Source organism: Herbaspirillum sp. WGmk3 (assembly GCF_023952535.1).
In the GTDB taxonomy this organism is placed as follows: domain Bacteria; phylum Pseudomonadota; class Gammaproteobacteria; order Burkholderiales; family Burkholderiaceae_D; genus Herbaspirillum; species Herbaspirillum huttiense.
On record NZ_JAKYWT010000006.1, the window covers coordinates 35,817 to 52,933 of the forward strand.

The 17,117-nt window shown below is 62.3% G+C and carries 16 protein-coding genes; 14 read left to right on the forward strand and 2 right to left on the reverse strand.

From position 1 onward, the window contains the following. Nucleotides 1-143: 143 nt before the first annotated feature. From MKD49_RS21490 to MKD49_RS21500, 3 genes are all read left to right on the forward strand, one after another. Nucleotides 144-2,693: a PepSY domain-containing protein gene (locus tag MKD49_RS21490; protein WP_252697314.1), complete on the forward strand. Its 2,550-nt coding sequence runs from the start codon at nt 144-146 to the stop codon at nt 2,691-2,693. A 228-nt stretch (nt 2,694-2,921) separates the two neighbouring features. Beyond that, nucleotides 2,922-4,340, forward strand: coding sequence for a cardiolipin synthase (gene cls, locus MKD49_RS21495; RefSeq protein WP_039785938.1), 1,419 nt, complete (start codon nt 2,922-2,924; stop codon nt 4,338-4,340). 67 nt (nt 4,341-4,407) lie between these two features. Then, nucleotides 4,408-5,301, forward strand: coding sequence for a hypothetical protein (locus MKD49_RS21500; RefSeq protein WP_252697315.1), 894 nt, complete (start codon nt 4,408-4,410; stop codon nt 5,299-5,301). On the opposite strand, the gene MKD49_RS21505 is transcribed toward MKD49_RS21500, so the two are convergent. Next, nucleotides 5,295-6,185 carry a LysR substrate-binding domain-containing protein gene (locus MKD49_RS21505; protein ID WP_121044196.1) on the reverse strand — a complete coding sequence of 297 codons (891 nt, stop codon included), beginning with the start codon at nt 6,183-6,185 and terminating at the stop codon, nt 5,295-5,297. The genes MKD49_RS21500 and MKD49_RS21505 overlap by 7 nt on opposite strands. 208 nt (nt 6,186-6,393) lie before the next feature. Between MKD49_RS21505 and MKD49_RS21510 the strand changes: the two genes are divergently transcribed. The 5 genes from MKD49_RS21510 (at nt 6,394) to MKD49_RS21530 (ending at nt 11,997) form a co-directional block, all read left to right on the forward strand. Next, nucleotides 6,394-7,143: an SDR family NAD(P)-dependent oxidoreductase gene (locus tag MKD49_RS21510; protein ID WP_034332119.1), complete on the forward strand. Its 750-nt coding sequence runs from the start codon at nt 6,394-6,396 to the stop codon at nt 7,141-7,143. Between the two features lie 71 nt (nt 7,144-7,214). Next, nucleotides 7,215-8,261 (forward strand): TRAP transporter substrate-binding protein, encoded by a 1,047-nt coding sequence (locus MKD49_RS21515; RefSeq protein ID WP_252697316.1) that lies wholly within the window; start codon nt 7,215-7,217, stop codon nt 8,259-8,261. After that, nucleotides 8,258-10,114 carry a TRAP transporter large permease subunit gene (locus MKD49_RS21520; RefSeq protein WP_121044201.1) on the forward strand — a complete coding sequence of 619 codons (1,857 nt, stop codon included), beginning with the start codon at nt 8,258-8,260 and terminating at the stop codon, nt 10,112-10,114. Before MKD49_RS21515 ends, MKD49_RS21520 begins: the two co-directional genes overlap by 4 nt. A gap of 36 nt (nt 10,115-10,150) precedes the next feature. Beyond that, the gene (locus MKD49_RS21525) at nt 10,151-10,996 is read left to right on the forward strand and encodes a transketolase (RefSeq protein WP_252697317.1); all 846 of its coding nucleotides are present in this window, start codon (nt 10,151-10,153) and stop codon (nt 10,994-10,996) included. Then, entirely contained in the window at nt 10,993-11,997 is a 1,005-nt protein-coding gene (locus MKD49_RS21530; RefSeq protein WP_204724991.1) for a transketolase family protein, read from the forward strand. Before MKD49_RS21525 ends, MKD49_RS21530 begins: the two co-directional genes overlap by 4 nt. 90 nt (nt 11,998-12,087) lie before the next feature. Here the strand turns inward: MKD49_RS21530 and MKD49_RS21535 are convergent, their stop codons facing one another. Beyond that, complete coding sequence (locus tag MKD49_RS21535) at nt 12,088-12,402, reverse strand: c-type cytochrome (RefSeq protein ID WP_252697318.1); 315 nt, start codon at nt 12,400-12,402, stop codon at nt 12,088-12,090. Between the two features lie 231 nt (nt 12,403-12,633). Between MKD49_RS21535 and MKD49_RS21540 the strand changes: the two genes are divergently transcribed. The 6 genes from MKD49_RS21540 (at nt 12,634) to MKD49_RS21565 (ending at nt 17,062) form a co-directional block, all read left to right on the forward strand. Beyond that, nucleotides 12,634-13,536, forward strand: a complete 903-nt coding sequence (locus MKD49_RS21540; RefSeq protein ID WP_252697319.1) for a LysR substrate-binding domain-containing protein — start codon at nt 12,634-12,636, stop codon at nt 13,534-13,536. Nucleotides 13,537-13,624: 88 nt separating this feature from the next. After that, entirely contained in the window at nt 13,625-14,461 is an 837-nt protein-coding gene (gene lgt / locus MKD49_RS21545) for a prolipoprotein diacylglyceryl transferase (RefSeq protein WP_121044207.1), read from the forward strand. A gap of 285 nt (nt 14,462-14,746) precedes the next feature. Next, nucleotides 14,747-15,316, forward strand: coding sequence for a PAAR domain-containing protein (locus MKD49_RS21550; RefSeq protein WP_252697320.1), 570 nt, complete (start codon nt 14,747-14,749; stop codon nt 15,314-15,316). Then, complete coding sequence (locus MKD49_RS21555) at nt 15,313-16,092, forward strand: peptidoglycan recognition family protein (protein ID WP_252697321.1); 780 nt, start codon at nt 15,313-15,315, stop codon at nt 16,090-16,092. Before MKD49_RS21550 ends, MKD49_RS21555 begins: the two co-directional genes overlap by 4 nt. Next, complete coding sequence (locus MKD49_RS21560; protein WP_252697322.1) at nt 16,089-16,391, forward strand: hypothetical protein; 303 nt, start codon at nt 16,089-16,091, stop codon at nt 16,389-16,391. Before MKD49_RS21555 ends, MKD49_RS21560 begins: the two co-directional genes overlap by 4 nt. A gap of 101 nt (nt 16,392-16,492) precedes the next feature. After that, nucleotides 16,493-17,062 (forward strand): YdcF family protein, encoded by a 570-nt coding sequence (locus MKD49_RS21565; protein WP_252697323.1) that lies wholly within the window; start codon nt 16,493-16,495, stop codon nt 17,060-17,062. Nucleotides 17,063-17,117: the final 55 nt, after the last annotated feature.

A 17,117-nucleotide genomic window follows, 5' to 3' on the forward strand; every position in this document is an offset into this window, starting at 1 on the left:
CTTTACATGGCAGCCTCCAGATACCAATAAGAATCATTTTCATCTGAACTATAATAGCGGCCTGACCCGCCGGTCGCCCCCGCTGCGGCCCGGCAGACAAGACCAACAAGGCGCATGCGCGCCTCTCGCCGCCCTAGTGATACATGTTCAAGAAGATCTGGTTCCAGTTGCACTGGTTCATCGGCATTACTGCCGGCACCCTGTTGATGACCATCGGCGTGACCGGCGCCGTGCTGGCTTTCCGCGAAGAAATCATGGAGGCGCTGAGCCCCGGCGTGATGCATGTGCAAGTGCGCCAGCAGGCCACGCTCACGCCCCAGCAACTGCTGGACAAACTGCGTGAGGCCGAACCGGCCCGGCGCGTCACCACCCTCACCCTCACTGCTGAACCCGGCGCCTCGGCCCGCGTGGTCTTCGCGCCGCCGCCCGGCGTGCGGCGCGGTGAGGTGCGCTATGCCGATCCCTATACCGGCGCGCTGCTGCCGCCGGTGACAGGCGCGGAATTCTTCGAGTTCATCGAGCACTTCCACCGCTGGCTGCTGCTGCCCACCGAGATCGGCAAGATCGTCCTGGGCACGTTGGCACTGGCGCTGCTGATGCTGGCGCTCTCCGGCCTCTACCTGCGCTGGCCGCGCCGCCCGCTGTCGCTGCGCGCCTGGCTGCGGCTGGACTTCCAGTTGCAGGGCCGCTCCTTCCTGTGGAACCTGCATTCGGTCATCGGTACCTGGTCGCTGGTGATGTATGTCGTCTTCTCCATCACGGGTGCCTACTGGGCACTGGACTGGTTCAAGGACGGCCTCAATACGCTCGCCGGCGAGAGCCGCCGCCCCGCCATGCAGCGCGGCGAAGGCAAGAAGAAACCGGCCACGGACGAAGCCATCCCGCTGGAACTGGCCCAGGCCTGGAACAGTTTCCTCGCCAAAGCACCGGACTACCAGAGCGCCCAGCTGCGCCTGCCGGAACAGGGATCACAGCCGGTGCAGATCTTCTTCCTCGATCACGGTGCGCCCCATGAGCGCGCCCGCAGCCGCATGGTAGTCCTGCCGCAGAGCGGCGAGGTCCGGCAGCTGGAACGTTACGAGGACAAGAGCAATGGCGGCAAGCTGATCGCCGCCATCTATCCGCTGCACATGGGCACTTACTTCGGCCTGCCCGGCCGCATCATCATGGCCATCGCCAGCCTGATGATGCCGCTCTTCGGCATCACCGGCTGGATGCTCTATCTCGACCGCCGCCGCAAGAAGGCCGCGCTGCGCGCCGAACGTGCCAGCCTCAACGGCACGGCACCCGCTCCCGAAGGCGAACCGGTCCTGGTGGCCTATGCCTCGCAGACCGGCCAGGCCGAGCGCATCGCCCTGCATACCGCTGCCGGCCTGCGCCGCAGCGGCATCGCCGTGCAGCTGCAAGCGCTGGCACAAAGCACGCCGGAGAGCTTGCGCCATCACCGCCGCATCCTCTTCATCGCCAGCACCTTTGGCGAGGGCGATGCGCCCGACAGCGCACGCGGCTTCGAAAAGCGCCTGCGCCAGGCCGCAGGGCAGTCGCTGGCCCACGTGCAATACGCCATCCTGGCGCTGGGCGACCGTCACTACGCGCAGTTCTGCGGCTTCGGCCACACCCTCGACCACGGCCTGCGCCAGTGCGGGGCCAAGCCCCTGTTCCCGCTGGTGGAAGTGGACCGCATGGCCGGCGTGGCGCTGCGCAAATGGGAAACTGAACTGGCTGCCCACGGACTGCAGGCGAATGTGAGCGAAATCCTGCCCACCACTGCGCCGGCATGGCAGCAATGGAAGCTGACACGACGCGTGCTCATGAATCCGGGCAGCCAGGGTGCGCCGCTGTATCACGTGGAAATACAGCCGCAGGACGGCAGCCTGCCCGACTGGCAAGCTGGTGCACTGGTCGAGATCCTGCCGCGCCACGCACCGGATCGTATCGCCCTGCTGCTGCAGCGACTGCAGCTGGATGGCAGCGCCATGGTGAGCCATCAAGGCCGCCAAAAGACGCTGGCCGACGCGCTGGCCTGCAGCGTGCTGCCCACGCATCCCGTACGGGATGCCCAAGCCCTGGCCGACCAGTTGCAGCCCCTGGCCGCGCGTTCGTACTCGGTGGCCTCGGTGCCACAGGATGGCGCGGTGCACCTGCTGGTGCGCCAGGTCCGGCATGAAGACGGACTGGGACTGGCCTCCGGCTGGCTGACCGAATTTGCACCAGACGATGCCTCCATCGATCTGCGTCTGGTGGAGAACGCCGGTTTCGCCCCGGTCGCGGCCGATACGCCGGCCATCTTCATCGGCAATGGCTCGGGCCTGGCCGGCTTGCGCGGCCATCTGCGCGCACGCATGCAGCACGCAGAAACGCAGTCCCGCAACTGGCTGCTTTTTGGAGAACGTAACGAACGTTACGATTTCCTGTATGCCGATGAATTGCAGGACTGGCTGGAACACGGCCGCCTGGCGCGCCTTGATCTCGCCTTCTCGCGTGACCAGAGCGAACGCCTGTATGTACAGGACCGCCTGCGTGAAGCCGGGCCCGAGCTGCGCCAGTGGCTGGACCAGGGGGCCGTCATCTACGTCTGCGGCAGCCTGGAAGGCATGGCCGCCGGTGTCGATGCCGTCCTCACGGACCTGCTGGGCGAAGCCGGCCTGCATGCCCTGATCGAACAGAATCGCTATCGCCGCGACGTTTACTGATGATTCCCGCCGGATGGATCGTCGATCCATCCGCCTCTCCTCCTGCGGGATGCAACACCTCCCGCGCCCCCCTGTAGGCAGCTCCCGCTTTCCTCTGTAGGACAGTTCCGATTCGTGCCTGCGGCCGCGCTACGGCGCTGCGGCCGGGCATATACTCGTCCGCACAGCGTTGCCTGCCGACGCCGGACAGCGTCGCGGTCCATGGCAGCGCCCAACCGGGATCCTTCCATGACCAACAAGAAAATGAGATTGAGGAGCTGGTCCGCCGCCGGGCTCGTATTGCTGCTGAGCTCGGTGATGCTGGCCGCGTGCAGTTCGCTGCCCACCATCGTGCCCGACATGGACACGCAATCGGCCCGCACCATCCAGATGAAGGGCGGACGCGGCGTACTCTCGGAGGCACAGGCCAAGGCCGCGCTGGACAAGCTGCGCGCGCAGAATGCCGACAACACCCTGCTGGACCGCCACGTGGCCATCGAAGGCGCCATCACCGGCTCGCCGCTGGTCACCGGCAACAAGGTCACGCTGCTCATCGACGGCCCGGCCACCTATGCCTCCATGCAGCAGGCGATCCAGGCCGCGCGCTATCACATCAACATGGAAACCTACATCATGGAAGACGATGAGGTCGGCCGCCAGTTTGCCGACCTGCTGATCGCCATGCAGAAGAAGGGAGTGCAGGTCAACCTGATGTATGACAGCGTGGGCAGCATCAATACCCCGCGCGAATTCTTCCAGCCCCTGATCGATGCGGGCGTGCATGTGCTGGAATTCAATCCGCTCAATCCGACGCAGCTGCGCAAGGACTGGGCGGTCAACCAGCGCGATCACCGCAAGCTGCTGGTGGTCGATGGCAAGACCGCTTTCGTCGGCGGCATCAACATCAGCAGCGTGTATTCCAGCGGGTCCTTCAGCACCCGCAAGAAAAAACCGCAGCTCAACAAGGACGGCGAGCAAATCCCTTGGCGTGATACGCAGGTGCGCATCGATGGCCCGGTAGCGCTGGAATTCCAGAAGCTGTTCATCGAGACCTGGGGCAAGCAGCGCGGTCCGGACCTCGGCGACCATCGCTATTTCCCGCCCGTGGCCCCGGCCGGCAACGAGATCGTGCGCGCCATCGGTAGCTCACCGGATGATCCTTACAGCATCATCTACGCCACCTTCATCTCGGCCATCCAGCATGCCGAGAGCTCGATCTACCTGACCAATGCCTACTTCGTGCCCGATCCGCAACTGCGCGATTCGCTCAAGGATGCGGCCCGGCGCGGCGTGGATGTGCGCCTGATCCTGCCCTCGCACAGCGACTCCTCGCTGGTGCTGTATGCCTCGCGCTCCTTCTACAGCGAACTGCTGGAAGCGGGCGTGCGCATCTACGAGCGCCAGGACGCGCTGCTGCATTCCAAAACCGCGCTCATCGATGGCGTCTGGTCCACCATCGGTTCGACCAACCTCGACTGGCGCAGCTTCGTCTACAACCAGGAAATCAATGCCGTGATCCTGAGCCCGCAATTCGGGGCCCAGAATAAAACCATGTTCGACCGGGATCTTGGCGCCTCCAAGGAAATCACAAAGGAACAATGGGAGCAGCGCCCGATCAGTGAAAGGATGAAGGAATTTGGTGCCAGCGTCTGGTCCCGCCTGCTTTGAGCGCGGCGGGAAACGCCGGTGAATGAACGAATGTACTGAAATCGAAAAGGAGTCCGGTTTGCGATCGATGTTGTCCCGTCTGACCTCACGCTTGTTGCTGGCTGCCACCTGTGCCTTGGCGGTCGGCAGCTGGGCACATGCCCAAACCCAGACCGGTGCGGTCGCCATGAAGAGCCGTTACGAAGAATTGCAGGGCGAGCTCAGCAACAACGGTTACCATCGCCCGCTTTACCTGAATTCGCGCGAGGAGGGCGGCAACGTCAAGGGCGACATCTATGCCGTGCTGAGCTATCCCTTTGCGCAAGTCCGCGAATCACTGGACAACCCCGATCATTGGTGTGACATCCTCATCCTGCACCTCAACACCAAGTATTGCCGCATGATGCGCGAGAACGGCAAGACCACCCTGCGCATGCTGGTCGGCAAGAAGACCGAACAGGATCTCAACGATACCTACCGCGTCGACCTGCGCTATCACGGCGGGGCCAGCGCGGCCGATTATTTTTCGTCCTCGATGCTGGCCGACAAGGGACCGCTGGACACCTCCAACTATCGCATCGAGATTGAAGCCATTCCGCTGGATGACAAGCGCTCCTTCCTGCATTTCAGCTATGCCTATTCCTATGGCATGGCCAGCAAGCTGGCGCTGCGTGCCTACCTGATGACGGCCGGCCGCGACAAGGTCGGTTTCAGCGTGGTCAAGCGCGAGGCCAACGGACAGCCGCAGTATGTCTCGGGCAGCCGCGCCACGGTGGAGCGCAATACCATGCGCTATTACCTGGCCATCGATGCCTATCTGTCCGGCCTGGAAGCACCGGCCGGAGAACGGCTGGAGAAGCGGCTGACGGCCTGGTACGGTGCGACCGAACAATATCCCCGCCAGTTGCATGAGGTCAGCCGCGAGGACTATCTCTCCATGAAGCGCAAGGAAGTGGCGCGGCAGCAGAAGGCCGCTCAGTAATCCTGCACTTCGGCCTGCTCACGCAGCCACTCAAGGAACGCAGCCACCGCAGGCCGGCGTGCATGATGCGCCGGGTAGACCGCAAAGTGCGCCTTGACCTTGATGGCGCGATCCAGTCCGAAGACCGGTTTCAGTTTCTTTTCCTCGATGTGCCGCGCGGCCACGGTCGCGCTCTCCAGCGCCACGCCCAATCCCTGGGTAGCGGCATCCAGTGACATCTGCGCACGGTCGAAGCGCACCGCGAATTGCTCCGGCGGACGCACGTCCGCAAATTCCCCGAACCAGTCCGACCACTGCACCACGCTCACGTTGCTGCGAATGAGCTTCACGCCCAGCAGATCGGCAGGTTTTTTGAGCTTGTACTCACGGATGAAAGCCGGGCTGGCCAGCGGCACGATGCGCTCTTCAAAGAGCGGCTCCACCACCAGTCCCGGCCAGTTGGGAATGCCGTAGCGGATGTCGATATCGACCTCGCCCAATTCAAAATTGCTCTGCGAATGCGCCGCCGAGAGATTGAAGGTGATCTCCGGATAGGTGCGCGCGAAATCATTGAGCCGCGCCATCAGCCACAGGCTGGCGATGCTGGGCGCGGAATGGATGTAGAGCGTATTGCTGACGCCCTGCCGCACATCCATGGAGGCCGCCGTGATGGCCGAGATCGCCCCCTGGATGCGCGCCAGGTAACTCTCCCCTGCCGTGGTGATGCGCACGCCGTGCGCGCTGCGCTCGAAGAGGCGAATGCCGAGATAGGACTCCAGCCGCGCCACCTGATGGCTTACTGCCGAAGCGGTCAGGTGCAGCTCGGCCGCCGCCAGCGCAAAACTCTTGCGCCGGGCCACCGCTTCGAAGGCCTGGAGGTTGGGTAACGGCGGGAGAACGGCCATGGACGGGCTCTCTGGCTAAGATGATGATCCGTCACTTTAACATGACGAGACTTCGCTTGTCGTCAGGCGAGGAAAGTTCGACCATGCGCATCAGAACAAAAACGGAGACATGGTCAAAGCCCTGCACGCTGCACGCTGCACGCGCCATCGCGCATCCGCGCTGTCTCCGCTGTTGCTCACTTCAACGCAAACATCTGGAGAACACGACATGCTGCTCAAGGACAAGGTTGCCGTCATCACCGGCGGTGCAGGAATCAACGGACTGGGCTACGCCACCGCGCGCCTGATGGCCGGACAAGGCGCCCGCGTGGTGGTGCTGGACCTGGCGCAAGCCGATCCGGCCGGTGCTGCCGCCCGCATCGGCAGCCAGCATCTGGGGCTGGTGGCGGACGTGACCGACAAGGCTTCCTGCGAGGCGGCCATCGCCCAGGCCGTCAAGCAGTTCGGCCGCATCGACATCCTGGTCAACAATGCCGGCATCACCCAACCCGTCAAGACGCTGGAGATCACCGGTGCGGATTACGACCGCATCCTCGATGTCAGCCTGCGCGGCACGCTCTACATGTCGCAGGCGGTGCTGCCGGCCATGCGTGCGCAGCAGAGCGGTTCCATCATCTGCATCTCGTCGGTATCGGCGCAGCGCGGCGGCGGCATCCTGGGGGGGCCGCACTATTCGGCGGCCAAGGCCGGCGTGCTGGGGCTGGCGCGTGCCATGGCGCGCGAGTTCGGCCCGGAAGGCATCCGCGTCAACAGCATCACCCCCGGCCTGATCGGCACCGACATCATCAAGGGCAAGCTCACCGAAGAAAAGAAGGCTGAGATCGCCGAGACCATTCCGCTGGCGCGCCTGGGCCGTGCCGACGACATCGGCGGTGCCTGCGTCTTCCTCGGCAGCGACCTCTCGCAATATTGCACCGGCATCACGCTGGACGTTAATGGTGGAATGCTGATTCATTAAACACAGCTTAATGCTCGCACGCCGGCCTGGCCGGCATCTTTCCCGATACCAGAACAAACAGGAGACCAGAGATGACCCAAGACAACAGCAAACCCCGCAAGACCACCCTGAGCCGCCGCCAGCTGCTCAAGACCGGTGCCGTGGGCGCGGCGCTGCCGCTGTTTTCCATCATGAGCCGTCCGGCCCATGCGGCCGAGTTCAACTACAAGTTCGCCACTGGACAAGATCCGTCGCACCCGGTCAACAAGCGTGCGCAGCAGGCCATCGACCGCATCCGTGAAGCCACCGGCGGCCGGCTGGACATCAAGCTGTTCCCGGCCAACCAGCTGGGTTCGGATACCGACCTGATGTCGCAGATCCGCAATGGCGGCGTGGAATTCTTCAACCAGGCCAGCGTGGTGCTGTCGACCCTGGTGCCGGCAGCCGGCATCGTCAACACCGGTTTCGCCTTCCACGACTACAAGGAAGTCTGGCAGGCCATGGATGGCCCGCTGGGGGCCTATGTGCGCGCGCAGATCGAGAAGGTGGGGCTGCTGACCATGTCCAAACCCTGGGACAATGGCTTCCGCCAGATCACCACCTCGACCAAACCGATCAAGACTGCGGGCGACCTCAAGGGCCTGAAGCTGCGCGTGCCGGCGGCACCGATGCTGACTTCGCTCTTCACCGCGCTCGGTGCCAGCCCCACGCCGATCAACTTCAACGAAGTCTATTCGTCGCTGCAGACCAAGCTGGTCGAAGGCCAGGAAAACCCGCTGGCCATCATCAGCACCGCACGCCTGTACGAGGTCCAGAAGTTCTGCACCATCTCCAATCACGTGTGGGATGCCTACTGGATCCTCGGCAACCGCCGCGCCTTCGAGAAGCTGCCCAAGGACATCCAGGAAATCGTGCGCCGCGAACTGGACAAGGCCGCCACGGATGAACGCGCCGACATCGCCTCGCTGGCCGGCTTCGCCCGCAATGACCTGCAGGGCAAGGGCGTGCAGATCATCGAGGCCGACAAGGATTCCTTCAAGGCTGCACTGGCGCAGGCCAACTTCTACAAGGACATGCGCGCCAAGTTCGGCGACGATGCATGGAAGCTGCTGCAGAACGCTGTCGGGAGCCTGGGATGAGCGCCCTGTCGCTGGAGCAGCCGGTGACGGATGATCGCTCCTTGGCGGCGCGCCTGGAAAACTGGCTGGGCCTGGCCATCGAGATTCCTGCCGCGGCGCTGGTGGTGGGCGAGGTGGTGGTCCTGCTGGCGGGCGTGATCATGCGCTTCATCTTCAACAACCCGATCCCCTGGGCCGATGAACTGGCGTCCATCCTCTTCCTCTGGCTTGCCAACCTGGGCGCGGCCGTGGCCCTGCGGCGCGGTACCCACATGCGCACCACCGTGCTGGTGGGCTTCATGAGCGAACGCGGCAAGGCCTGGGCCGAAGCCTTGGCCATCATCGCGCCCTGCGTGATGCTGCTGATCCTGATGCATCCGATGTGGGAATACGCCGAAGACGAAATGTTCGTACAGACCCCGGCGCTGGGCTGGCCCAACACCGTGCGTGCGGCGGCCGTGGCGGTCGGTGCGGCGCTGATGATTGCGCTGTCGCTGCTGCGTATCTCGCGCCAGAAGCTGGTCGACCTGGCCGGCGTGGTGGTCCTGCTGGCCGTGGTGGCCGGTGCCATGTATCTGGGCGCAGGCTGGCTGCAGGCCATCGGCAACTGGAACCTGGTGGTGTTCTTCGGTGTGGTACTGGGGGTGTCGGTGCTGCTGGGCATTCCCATCGCCTTCTGCTTCGGCCTGGCGACGGTGGCCTTCATGCTCACGGTCACCACCAGTCCGCTGGCCGTGGTGGCGGGGCGCTTCGACGAAGGCATGTCCTCGCTGATCCTGCTGGCCGTGCCGCTGTTCATCCTGCTGGGCCATCTGGTGGAAATGACCGGCATGGCCAAGGCCATGGTGGATTTCCTGGCGTCGCTGCTGGGCCACGTGCGCGGTGGGCTGAACTATGTGCTGCTGGGCGCGATGCTGCTGGTCTCGGGCATCTCCGGCGCCAAGACCGCCGACATGGCGGCCGTGGCCCCGGTGCTGCTGCCGGAGATGAAGCGCCGTGGCAATCACGAGGGTGAACTCATTTCGCTGCTGGCGGCCTCCGGTGCCATGGCCGAGACCATTCCGCCCTCGCTGGTGTTGATCACCATCGGTTCGGTGGCAGGGGTATCGATTGCGGCGCTGTTCACCGGCGGCATCATGCCGGGCATCGTGCTGGCGGTGCTGCTGGCGATCCTGGCACGCTGGCGCAGCGCCGAGATTCTCGAAGGCATCCAGCGCGCGCCCGGCCGCGTAGTGCTGCGCACGCTCATCATCGCCCTGCCCGCGCTGCTGCTGCCGATCCTGATCCGCACTGCCGTGGTCGAAGGCGTGGCCACGGCCACCGAGGTCTCCACCATCGGCATCGCCTATTCGGTGGTGGCGGGTCTGTTGGTGTATCGCCAGTTCGACTGGAAGCGGCTCTATCCGATGCTGGTCGATACGGCTGCCTTGTCGGGCGCGATCCTGTTCATCATCGGCACCGCTACCGGCATGTCGTGGGCGCTGACGCAGTCGGGCTTCTCGCATGCGCTGGCCGAGGCCATGACCAGTGTGCCGGGGGGCAAGTATGGCTTCCTGCTGGTGTCGATCGCCGCCTTCATCGTGCTGGGCAGCGTGCTGGAGGGAATCCCGGCCATGGTGCTGTTCGCGCCGCTGCTGTTCCCGGTGGCCAAGGCCATCGGCGTGCATGAGGTGCATTACGCCATGGTCATCATCCTCTCCATGGGCGTGGGCCTGTTCGCACCACCCTTCGGCCTGGGCTACTACGCCGCCTGCACCATCGGCCGCGTGCATCCGGACGTCGCCGTCAAGCGCATCTGGCCGTATCTCGGCGCGCTGGTGGTGGGCCTGCTGATCGTCGCCTTCGTGCCGTGGTTCTCGATTGGCTTCCTGTGATTTTTTACGTTTTCATTCCTCTAGCAAGGACTCGCAATGTCTGACAATTTGGCAAACCTGCGCGCAAGCGCATACCGCATCCGCCGCAATGCCGTGCGCATGGGCGAGGTCCAGGGCCAGGGCTACATCGGCCAGGCGCTGGGCTGGGCCGACGTGCTGGCCGTGGCCTACAAGCACGCCATGCAACTGCGCCCGGATGATCCGGAATGGAGCGGCCGCGACCGCTTCCTGCTCTCGCACGGGCACTACGCCATCGCCCTGTATGCCGCCCTGATCGAGGCCGGCATCGTCCCCGATGAAGAGCTGGAATCCTACGGCAGCGATGACAGCCGCCTGCCCATGTCGGGCATGGCGACCTATACGCCGGGCATGGAAATCTCCGGTGGCTCGCTGGGCCAGGGCCTGGCCATCGGCGTGGGCATGGCGCTGGGCCTGCGCTACAACCACAATCCGGCCTTCGTCTACAACTCCATGTCCGATGGCGAGCTGGATGAGGGCTCGACCTGGGAAGCCGCCATGGGCGCGGCCCACCACCAGCTGGGCAACCTGATCTGCCTGGTCGACATCAACAACCAGCAGGCCGATGGTCCTTCCAGCAAGGTGATGGGCTTTGAGCCGCTGGCCGACAAGTGGGCGTCCTTCGGCTGGTACGTGCAGCGGGTCGATGGCAACGACCTGGCCGCCGTGGTGCAGGCCTTCGACAATGCCCGCCACCTCAAGGACGCCAAGCCGCGCGTGATCCTGTTCGATACCCTGATGGGCAAGGGCGTGCCCTTCCTGGAGCAGCGCGAGAAGAACCACTTCATCCGTGTGGATCCGCCCGAATGGCAGCAGGCGCTGTCCATCCTCGACCAGTCTTATCAACAAGGAAGCCAAGCATGAACACCGTCGCAGAGAAGAAACCGCGCCTGACCACTTCGGCCATGATCGCCTCCATCGCCGCCGAAGGGCAGCGCGTGCAGGCGGCCCCGTTCGGCAAGGCCCTGGTGGAATACGCAGCGGACCGCCCCGAGATCGTGGGCCTCACCGCTGACCTGGCCAAGTACACCGACCTGCATCTGTTCCAGAAGGCGTATCCCGAGCGCTTCTTCCAGATGGGCATGGCCGAGCAGTTGCTCATGGCCGCCGCCGGCGGCATGGCCAAGGAGGGACTGGTGCCCTTCGCCACCACCTATGCGGTCTTTGCCACGCGGCGTGCGTATGACTTCATCCACCAGGTGATCGCCGAAGAAAACCTGAACGTGAAGATCTGCTGCGCCCTGCCCGGCCTGACTACCGGTTACGGCCCCAGTCACCAGGCGACCGAGGACCTGGCGATGATGCGCGCCATTCCGGGCCTCACCATCGTCGACCCCTGCGATGCGCTGGACCTGGAACAGGCGGTGCCGCAGATCGCGGCGCACCAGGGCCCGGTCTACATGCGCCTGGCGCGCGGCAACGTGCCGCTGGTGCTGGATGAATACGACTACAAGTTCGAGCTGGGCAAAGCCAAAGAGATCCGCGATGGCAACGACGTGCTGATCATCTCCAGCGGCTTCATGACCATGCGCGCACTGGAAGTGGCCAAGGCGCTGGAAGCCGACAACGTCAGCGTGGGCGTGCTGCACTGCCCGACCATCAAGCCCTTTGACGAAGCCACGGTGGTGGAGCAGGTCAGCAAGAAGAACCGTCTGGTGGTGGTAGCCGAGAACCATTCGGTCATCGGCGGCCTGGGCGAGATCGTTGCCACCACGCTGATGCGCCACCGCGTGCAGCCGGCGGGATTCCAGATGGCCGGGCTGCCGGACGCCTTCCTCGATGCGGGCGCGCTGCCGACCTTGCATGACCGGTATGGGATCAGTTGTGAGGTATTGAGCCGGCGGATCAGGGAGTGGTTGAAGTAATCGCTTGTCAGCGCATACGGACGCTGACCAGAACGCAGACGATAAAAAAGGAGACCTCGGTCTCCTTTTCTCATGGCGGTTTGCTGACGCTTACTTCAGGCTCAGCACCCACTTCACCAACTCCTTCGCCTCAGCCTCGGTCACCTGGCCCTTGTTGGCCGGCATCGCCACCGGACCCCAGACACCGCCGCCGCCGTTGAGGACCTTCTGGGTCAGCTTGGCTTCGGCATCCTTCTGGCCGTTGTATTTCTTGGCCACTTCCTTGAAGGCGGGGCCGACGATCTTGGCATCCACCGAGTGGCAGGCCATGCAATTCTTGGACTTGGCCAGTTGCGCATTGGCCATGGCTTCGGCGGAAATGGCCGAACCGGCCACCAGGGTGGCGATCAACAACAGGTATTTCATGGGGGCTCCTCAGCAAGCGGTGGACGACGGTCACGCCTGCAGCGGCATTCTCCAGGCGCTTCGCAGGCGGGGCTATTCTAACCGGCTTCGCCACGCCCCCTCTATCTGCCCTCGCGTATATCTGTCATAGATCAAATTCCATGACGGAAATATCACGTCCCCTTCGCCTTGTCGCCCTGCAAGGCCGGAGATATCATGGACGCCCGACTCATTCGGATCCGATATCAGTCCATGTCCGACCATCCCCGCCTGGAATTGCGCCAGCTGCGCTACTTTGCCGCCGTCGCCGAAGAAAAACATTTCGGCCGCGCCGCCGCGCGCCTGCACATGACCCAGCCGCCGCTGTCGCAAACCATCGCCGCGCTGGAAGAGCAACTCGGTACGCCCCTGTTCCAGCGCACCAAGCGCAGCGTGGCGCTCACGCCGGCCGGCGAGGCATTGCTGCCGGAGGTCCAGCGCATCCTGCAACAGGCCGCCGCCCTGCCCGACCTGGCCCGGCGCGCGGCCAGCGGGGCCTCCGGACTTTTATCGCTTTCTTTCATATCGAGTGCGGACTACAGCATCCTGCCCCCGCTCCTGCAGCGCTTCCGGGCGCGTTATCCGCAAGTTCAGATCGAATTGCGCGAAGCCACCACCGATATCCAGCTGGAAGACCTGATGCAGGGCAAGATCGACGCCGGCCTGCTGCTGCCGCCACTGCCGGAGAAAGCCGCCGCCGTGCTGGATGTGCGTCCGGTGCTGTCGGAGCCGCTGATTGCGGCGCTGCCCGAAGGCGCGGTCAAGAGACGCGGAGCGGTGTCGCTCAGGAGCCTGCGCGAGCTGCCGCTGATCATTTTCCCGCGCCGCATTGCACCGGCCTTCCATGACACCATCCTGTCCTGCTTTCGCGATGCGGGCGTGACGCCCCATATCGGCCAGGAGGCGATCCAGATGCAGACCATCGTCGGCCTGGTCTCGGCTGGCATGGGAATGGCGCTTGTGCCACAATCCGTCTCGAATTTGAAACGCCCGGGCGTGGACTATCGCCGGCTCTCGGATGCGGCACCGGAAATCCAGACCGGCCTGGCCTGGCGGCGCGACAACCCGTCCGGCGTGCTGCGCGCTCTGCTGGAGCTGCTGGACATGCCTGCCTGATCCCGCCGAATGGGAATGGCTGCCGCGAACTTGCGCAAGCCGGCGCGCTCCAACCGCCGTTCCGCCCAACAACAGAAAGATCAAACTCATGCTCGTCCACCCCATGCCCGACCCGATCGCCATCCACATCGGGCCGCTGGCCGTCCACTGGTATGGCCTGATGTACCTGCTGGCCTTTGCCCAATTCATCGCGCTGGGACGCCTGCGCATCAAGCAGCCGCACATTGCCGCCGTCGGCTGGAAGAAGGAGGACCTGGACGACATGCTCTTCTATGGCGTGCTCGGGGTGGTGTTGGGCGGGCGGCTGGGCGAGATCCTGTTCTACAACCCGGCGTATTACTTTGCGCATCCGGCCGACATGATTGCGGTCTGGAAGGGCGGCATGTCCTTCCACGGCGGCTTCCTGGGCGTGATGCTGGCGATGTACCTGTGGGGCCGCAAGCGCGGCCGCAACCTGATGGACATCATGGACTTCATCGCGCCCATGGTACCGCTGGGCTATGCGGCCGGCCGCCTGGGCAATTTCATCAATGCAGAACTGCCGGGCCGTCCGGCCGATCCTTCGCTGCCCTGGGCCATGATCTGGCCCAACGTCGACAACATCCCGCGCCATCCTTCGCCGATCTACCAGATGCTGGTCGATGGCATCCTGCTGTTCATCATCCTGTGGATCTTCGCACGCCACTCGCGTCCCCGCATGGCGGTGGCGGGCATGTTCTCGCTGCTGTATGGCTGCGCGCGCTTCTTCACCGAGTATTTCCGCGTGCCGGATTACGAGGTGCATTTCGGTGGCATCACCATCTCGGCCGGGCAGATGCTGTCGGTGCCGATGATCGTGCTGGGGATCATCTTGCTGGTGTTGGCTTACAGGCTCAGGCAGCAGGCGCAAGCGCCGGTGGAGCCGGCAGTAGTGGCCAAGAACTAGACAAGCAAAAACTGGTAAAAGAAAAACAAAGACAGGCAAAAAGGGCGGGCAGCGATATCCATCGCGCCCGCCCTTTTTTCTTACAGTGGCATTCGAGGAGCAAACCGATATTCTTCGAGAAAGTAGTCTACATTCCTTGGGTTGAAGGTCTCTTCTGGTTAGCGAACCTTACACTCGCACCTCTCTGTTCACGTGCTGAAACCGCATGTGGTCCTTAAGAGCTGTATTCGCAGATAACCAGAAGGAACAACATGAAATACGAAGCATTTGCAGGAGGGCTGCAAGATGGCTAAGCGGCCCATCATTCGTTACGGCGACCGAACTACACATGGCGGAACAGTCATCACCGCTGATCACACATTCGCTGTTTATGGGAAGTCCGTAGCACGGGTTGGTGACTTGGTGTCGTGCCCAAGCTGCAAAGGAACATTTCCCATCGTCACAGGAGCTCCATATATGTGGAGCAGCCAGAACGTCGCCAGACAGGATGACATCACCTCATGCGGCGCAAAACTGATTGCTAGCCAAAGCACCGCTACCATTGACGACGATTCTGCGGTTTGCGCGTCATTTGCAGAAGTCTCGGCGCTTCTCCCGTCACAAGCCTCCGTATTCACTGATGACGACCAGCCTTGTGCAATCAGATTTCAGGCACTTGATCCGGAAACTGGAGAACCAGCCCCAAAATGTATCTACATACTGACGCGGGAAAATAGCACACAGCACGGCGGTATCACGGACCGGAAAGGCTACACCGAAATCATTGAGACCAAGCGACCCGAGCATATCGGTGTCCACTTCATGTTCAAGTCGCCCAAGGGGAGCAATATCGAACGGGGGGATTTGGCAGTATGAGCAATACAAATCACGACGACCTCAAAAAGGGCCCCTTCGACACCTGGGCTACTACGGAAGCCAGGCAAGGAGCGGAGATCAAAACGGTACACGTGAGAGTCAATTCCAAAGCGGCTACCAGACAGGCTATCATCGCCGATATAAGACGCAAAAAATTCGACTTCAGAACGCGTTCCGATTGGAAAGCAAAAGAACTGGCAAAGAATTCCAAGGCGGACTGGGACTATAAGGCGATTGCAATACACCATGCTGGAAACAGCTATAGCTGTGCTGCAGATGGGTTGACAGAATTGCGCAGAGCCGAAGCAACTGACATCAAGTCATTTGGGAATCTCAGTTACCACTATGCAATCGACTGCCATGGCGTGATTTATGAAGCGCTTGATATTCGCTTTCTAGGCGCGCACATCGAGGGCGGTAACTCCGGAGTGATTGGAATCGTTTTCTTGAGTGACCTAAGTGTCCGTGGAGAAGCTGCAAAATATGGACCAGGAGTATGGAACGTGATGAAGAAACGTGGCTTCAGAGCCGGTATCACCGAATGGATAGGAGAGCAAAAGGATAAATTGGACGTCACCCACGACGACCCAACTGAAAACCAGCTTGAGGCTGCGACCGCATTGATCGCAACACTACTGCAGTTTTTTGAGATCAAGATAATTGGCGGCCACCGTGAGTTTGCAAAAACTCATGGCACCAACCGACCATGCCCGGGCGTCTATGGAATGATTGTCGTGGAAATGATGCGTCGAGATTTCAATTTGATGCCGCCATGAGAAGCCTATCGTTCAAGAGCAAGCTCGCAGTGGCGGCTGCATTTTTCGTCTGGCCATTTATCGGTATAGAACGGATCGTTGGCGACCACGAAATGGGAATCTCTTGGGAACCCTTCTTTAAGCACCGCCCCTCCTTGCAGTTCCGTTTCTCAAATCCCGCACAAAAAGGGCTTGATATCATCCCGGTTGATGAACTTTCAATTTCAGAGCGGGCAGAGTTCAAACAATATTGTGAACAGCGCTTTGGCGAAGCTGAGCCATCCGATTGCTACGCACGGCTTGCTGACCGAGCCATCTGAATCTTAAAGCAGAGCCTCATCTTGATACCCGTGCGACATGATCTGTCTCAAGCAATGGATTAGCTTAACTCCGCTCAACGCAGACATATCCCAACTTATCAATGAAACGACTCATCATCATCACGACAAGCGTCCTCTTGATCGTCATGACATGCCTGCTGGGCATCGTACTGACCGGCCTGCTCGATGACATCCAGAAGAGCGATGCAGGCATCGTACTCGGCTCCAAGGTCATGCCAGACGGCACGCCCTCTGACCGCCTGCGCGCAAGACTGGACAAGACCGCCGAACTGTATCGGCAAGGCATGTTCCCGCGCATCATCGTCAGCGGAGGCACAGGCAAGGAAGGCTTCAGCGAGGCGCAAGTCATGGCCGCCTACCTGAGCGAAGTACAATCCGTTCCCCGTTCGGCCATCCTTCTGGATGAGCAGGGCAACACGACCATGGCAACGGCGGTCAACAGCGCGGCGATCATGCAGGCCCATGGTTTCCGGAGCGCCCTGGTCGTCACTCAGTTCTTCCACATTCCGCGCAGCCGTTACGCGCTGCACCGCGTCGGCATCGACACCGTTCATTCAGCACATGCGAACTACTTTGAAGCCCGTGATTTCTATTCCCTCGCACGCGAAATGATCGCACTACCAGCCTACTGGCTGGGCAGCAGACAATGACCAAAACAAAAAGCCCCGGCTGCAAACCGGGGCTTTTTTGATTCGATCAGACGGC

Coding starts and splice junctions, on each gene's coding strand:
- MKD49_RS21515 (WP_252697316.1), top strand. CDS start 7,215: ATGACCCAAGACAACAGCAAACCCCGCAAGACCACCCTGAGCCGCCGC.
- MKD49_RS21560 (WP_252697322.1), top strand. CDS start 16,089: ATGAGAAGCCTATCGTTCAAGAGCAAGCTCGCAGTGGCGGCTGCATTT.
- MKD49_RS21510 (WP_034332119.1), top strand. CDS start 6,394: ATGCTGCTCAAGGACAAGGTTGCCGTCATCACCGGCGGTGCAGGAATC.
- MKD49_RS21490 (WP_252697314.1), top strand. CDS start 144: ATGTTCAAGAAGATCTGGTTCCAGTTGCACTGGTTCATCGGCATTACT.
- MKD49_RS21505 (WP_121044196.1), bottom strand. CDS start 6,185: ATGGCCGTTCTCCCGCCGTTACCCAACCTCCAGGCCTTCGAAGCGGTG.
- MKD49_RS21535 (WP_252697318.1), bottom strand. CDS start 12,402: ATGAAATACCTGTTGTTGATCGCCACCCTGGTGGCCGGTTCGGCCATT.
- MKD49_RS21565 (WP_252697323.1), top strand. CDS start 16,493: ATGAAACGACTCATCATCATCACGACAAGCGTCCTCTTGATCGTCATG.
- cls (WP_039785938.1), top strand. CDS start 2,922: ATGACCAACAAGAAAATGAGATTGAGGAGCTGGTCCGCCGCCGGGCTC.
- MKD49_RS21520 (WP_121044201.1), top strand. CDS start 8,258: ATGAGCGCCCTGTCGCTGGAGCAGCCGGTGACGGATGATCGCTCCTTG.
- MKD49_RS21530 (WP_204724991.1), top strand. CDS start 10,993: ATGAACACCGTCGCAGAGAAGAAACCGCGCCTGACCACTTCGGCCATG.
- MKD49_RS21550 (WP_252697320.1), top strand. CDS start 14,747: ATGGCTAAGCGGCCCATCATTCGTTACGGCGACCGAACTACACATGGC.
- MKD49_RS21525 (WP_252697317.1), top strand. CDS start 10,151: ATGTCTGACAATTTGGCAAACCTGCGCGCAAGCGCATACCGCATCCGC.
- MKD49_RS21555 (WP_252697321.1), top strand. CDS start 15,313: ATGAGCAATACAAATCACGACGACCTCAAAAAGGGCCCCTTCGACACC.
- lgt (WP_121044207.1), top strand. CDS start 13,625: ATGCTCGTCCACCCCATGCCCGACCCGATCGCCATCCACATCGGGCCG.
- MKD49_RS21500 (WP_252697315.1), top strand. CDS start 4,408: ATGTTGTCCCGTCTGACCTCACGCTTGTTGCTGGCTGCCACCTGTGCC.
- MKD49_RS21540 (WP_252697319.1), top strand. CDS start 12,634: ATGTCCGACCATCCCCGCCTGGAATTGCGCCAGCTGCGCTACTTTGCC.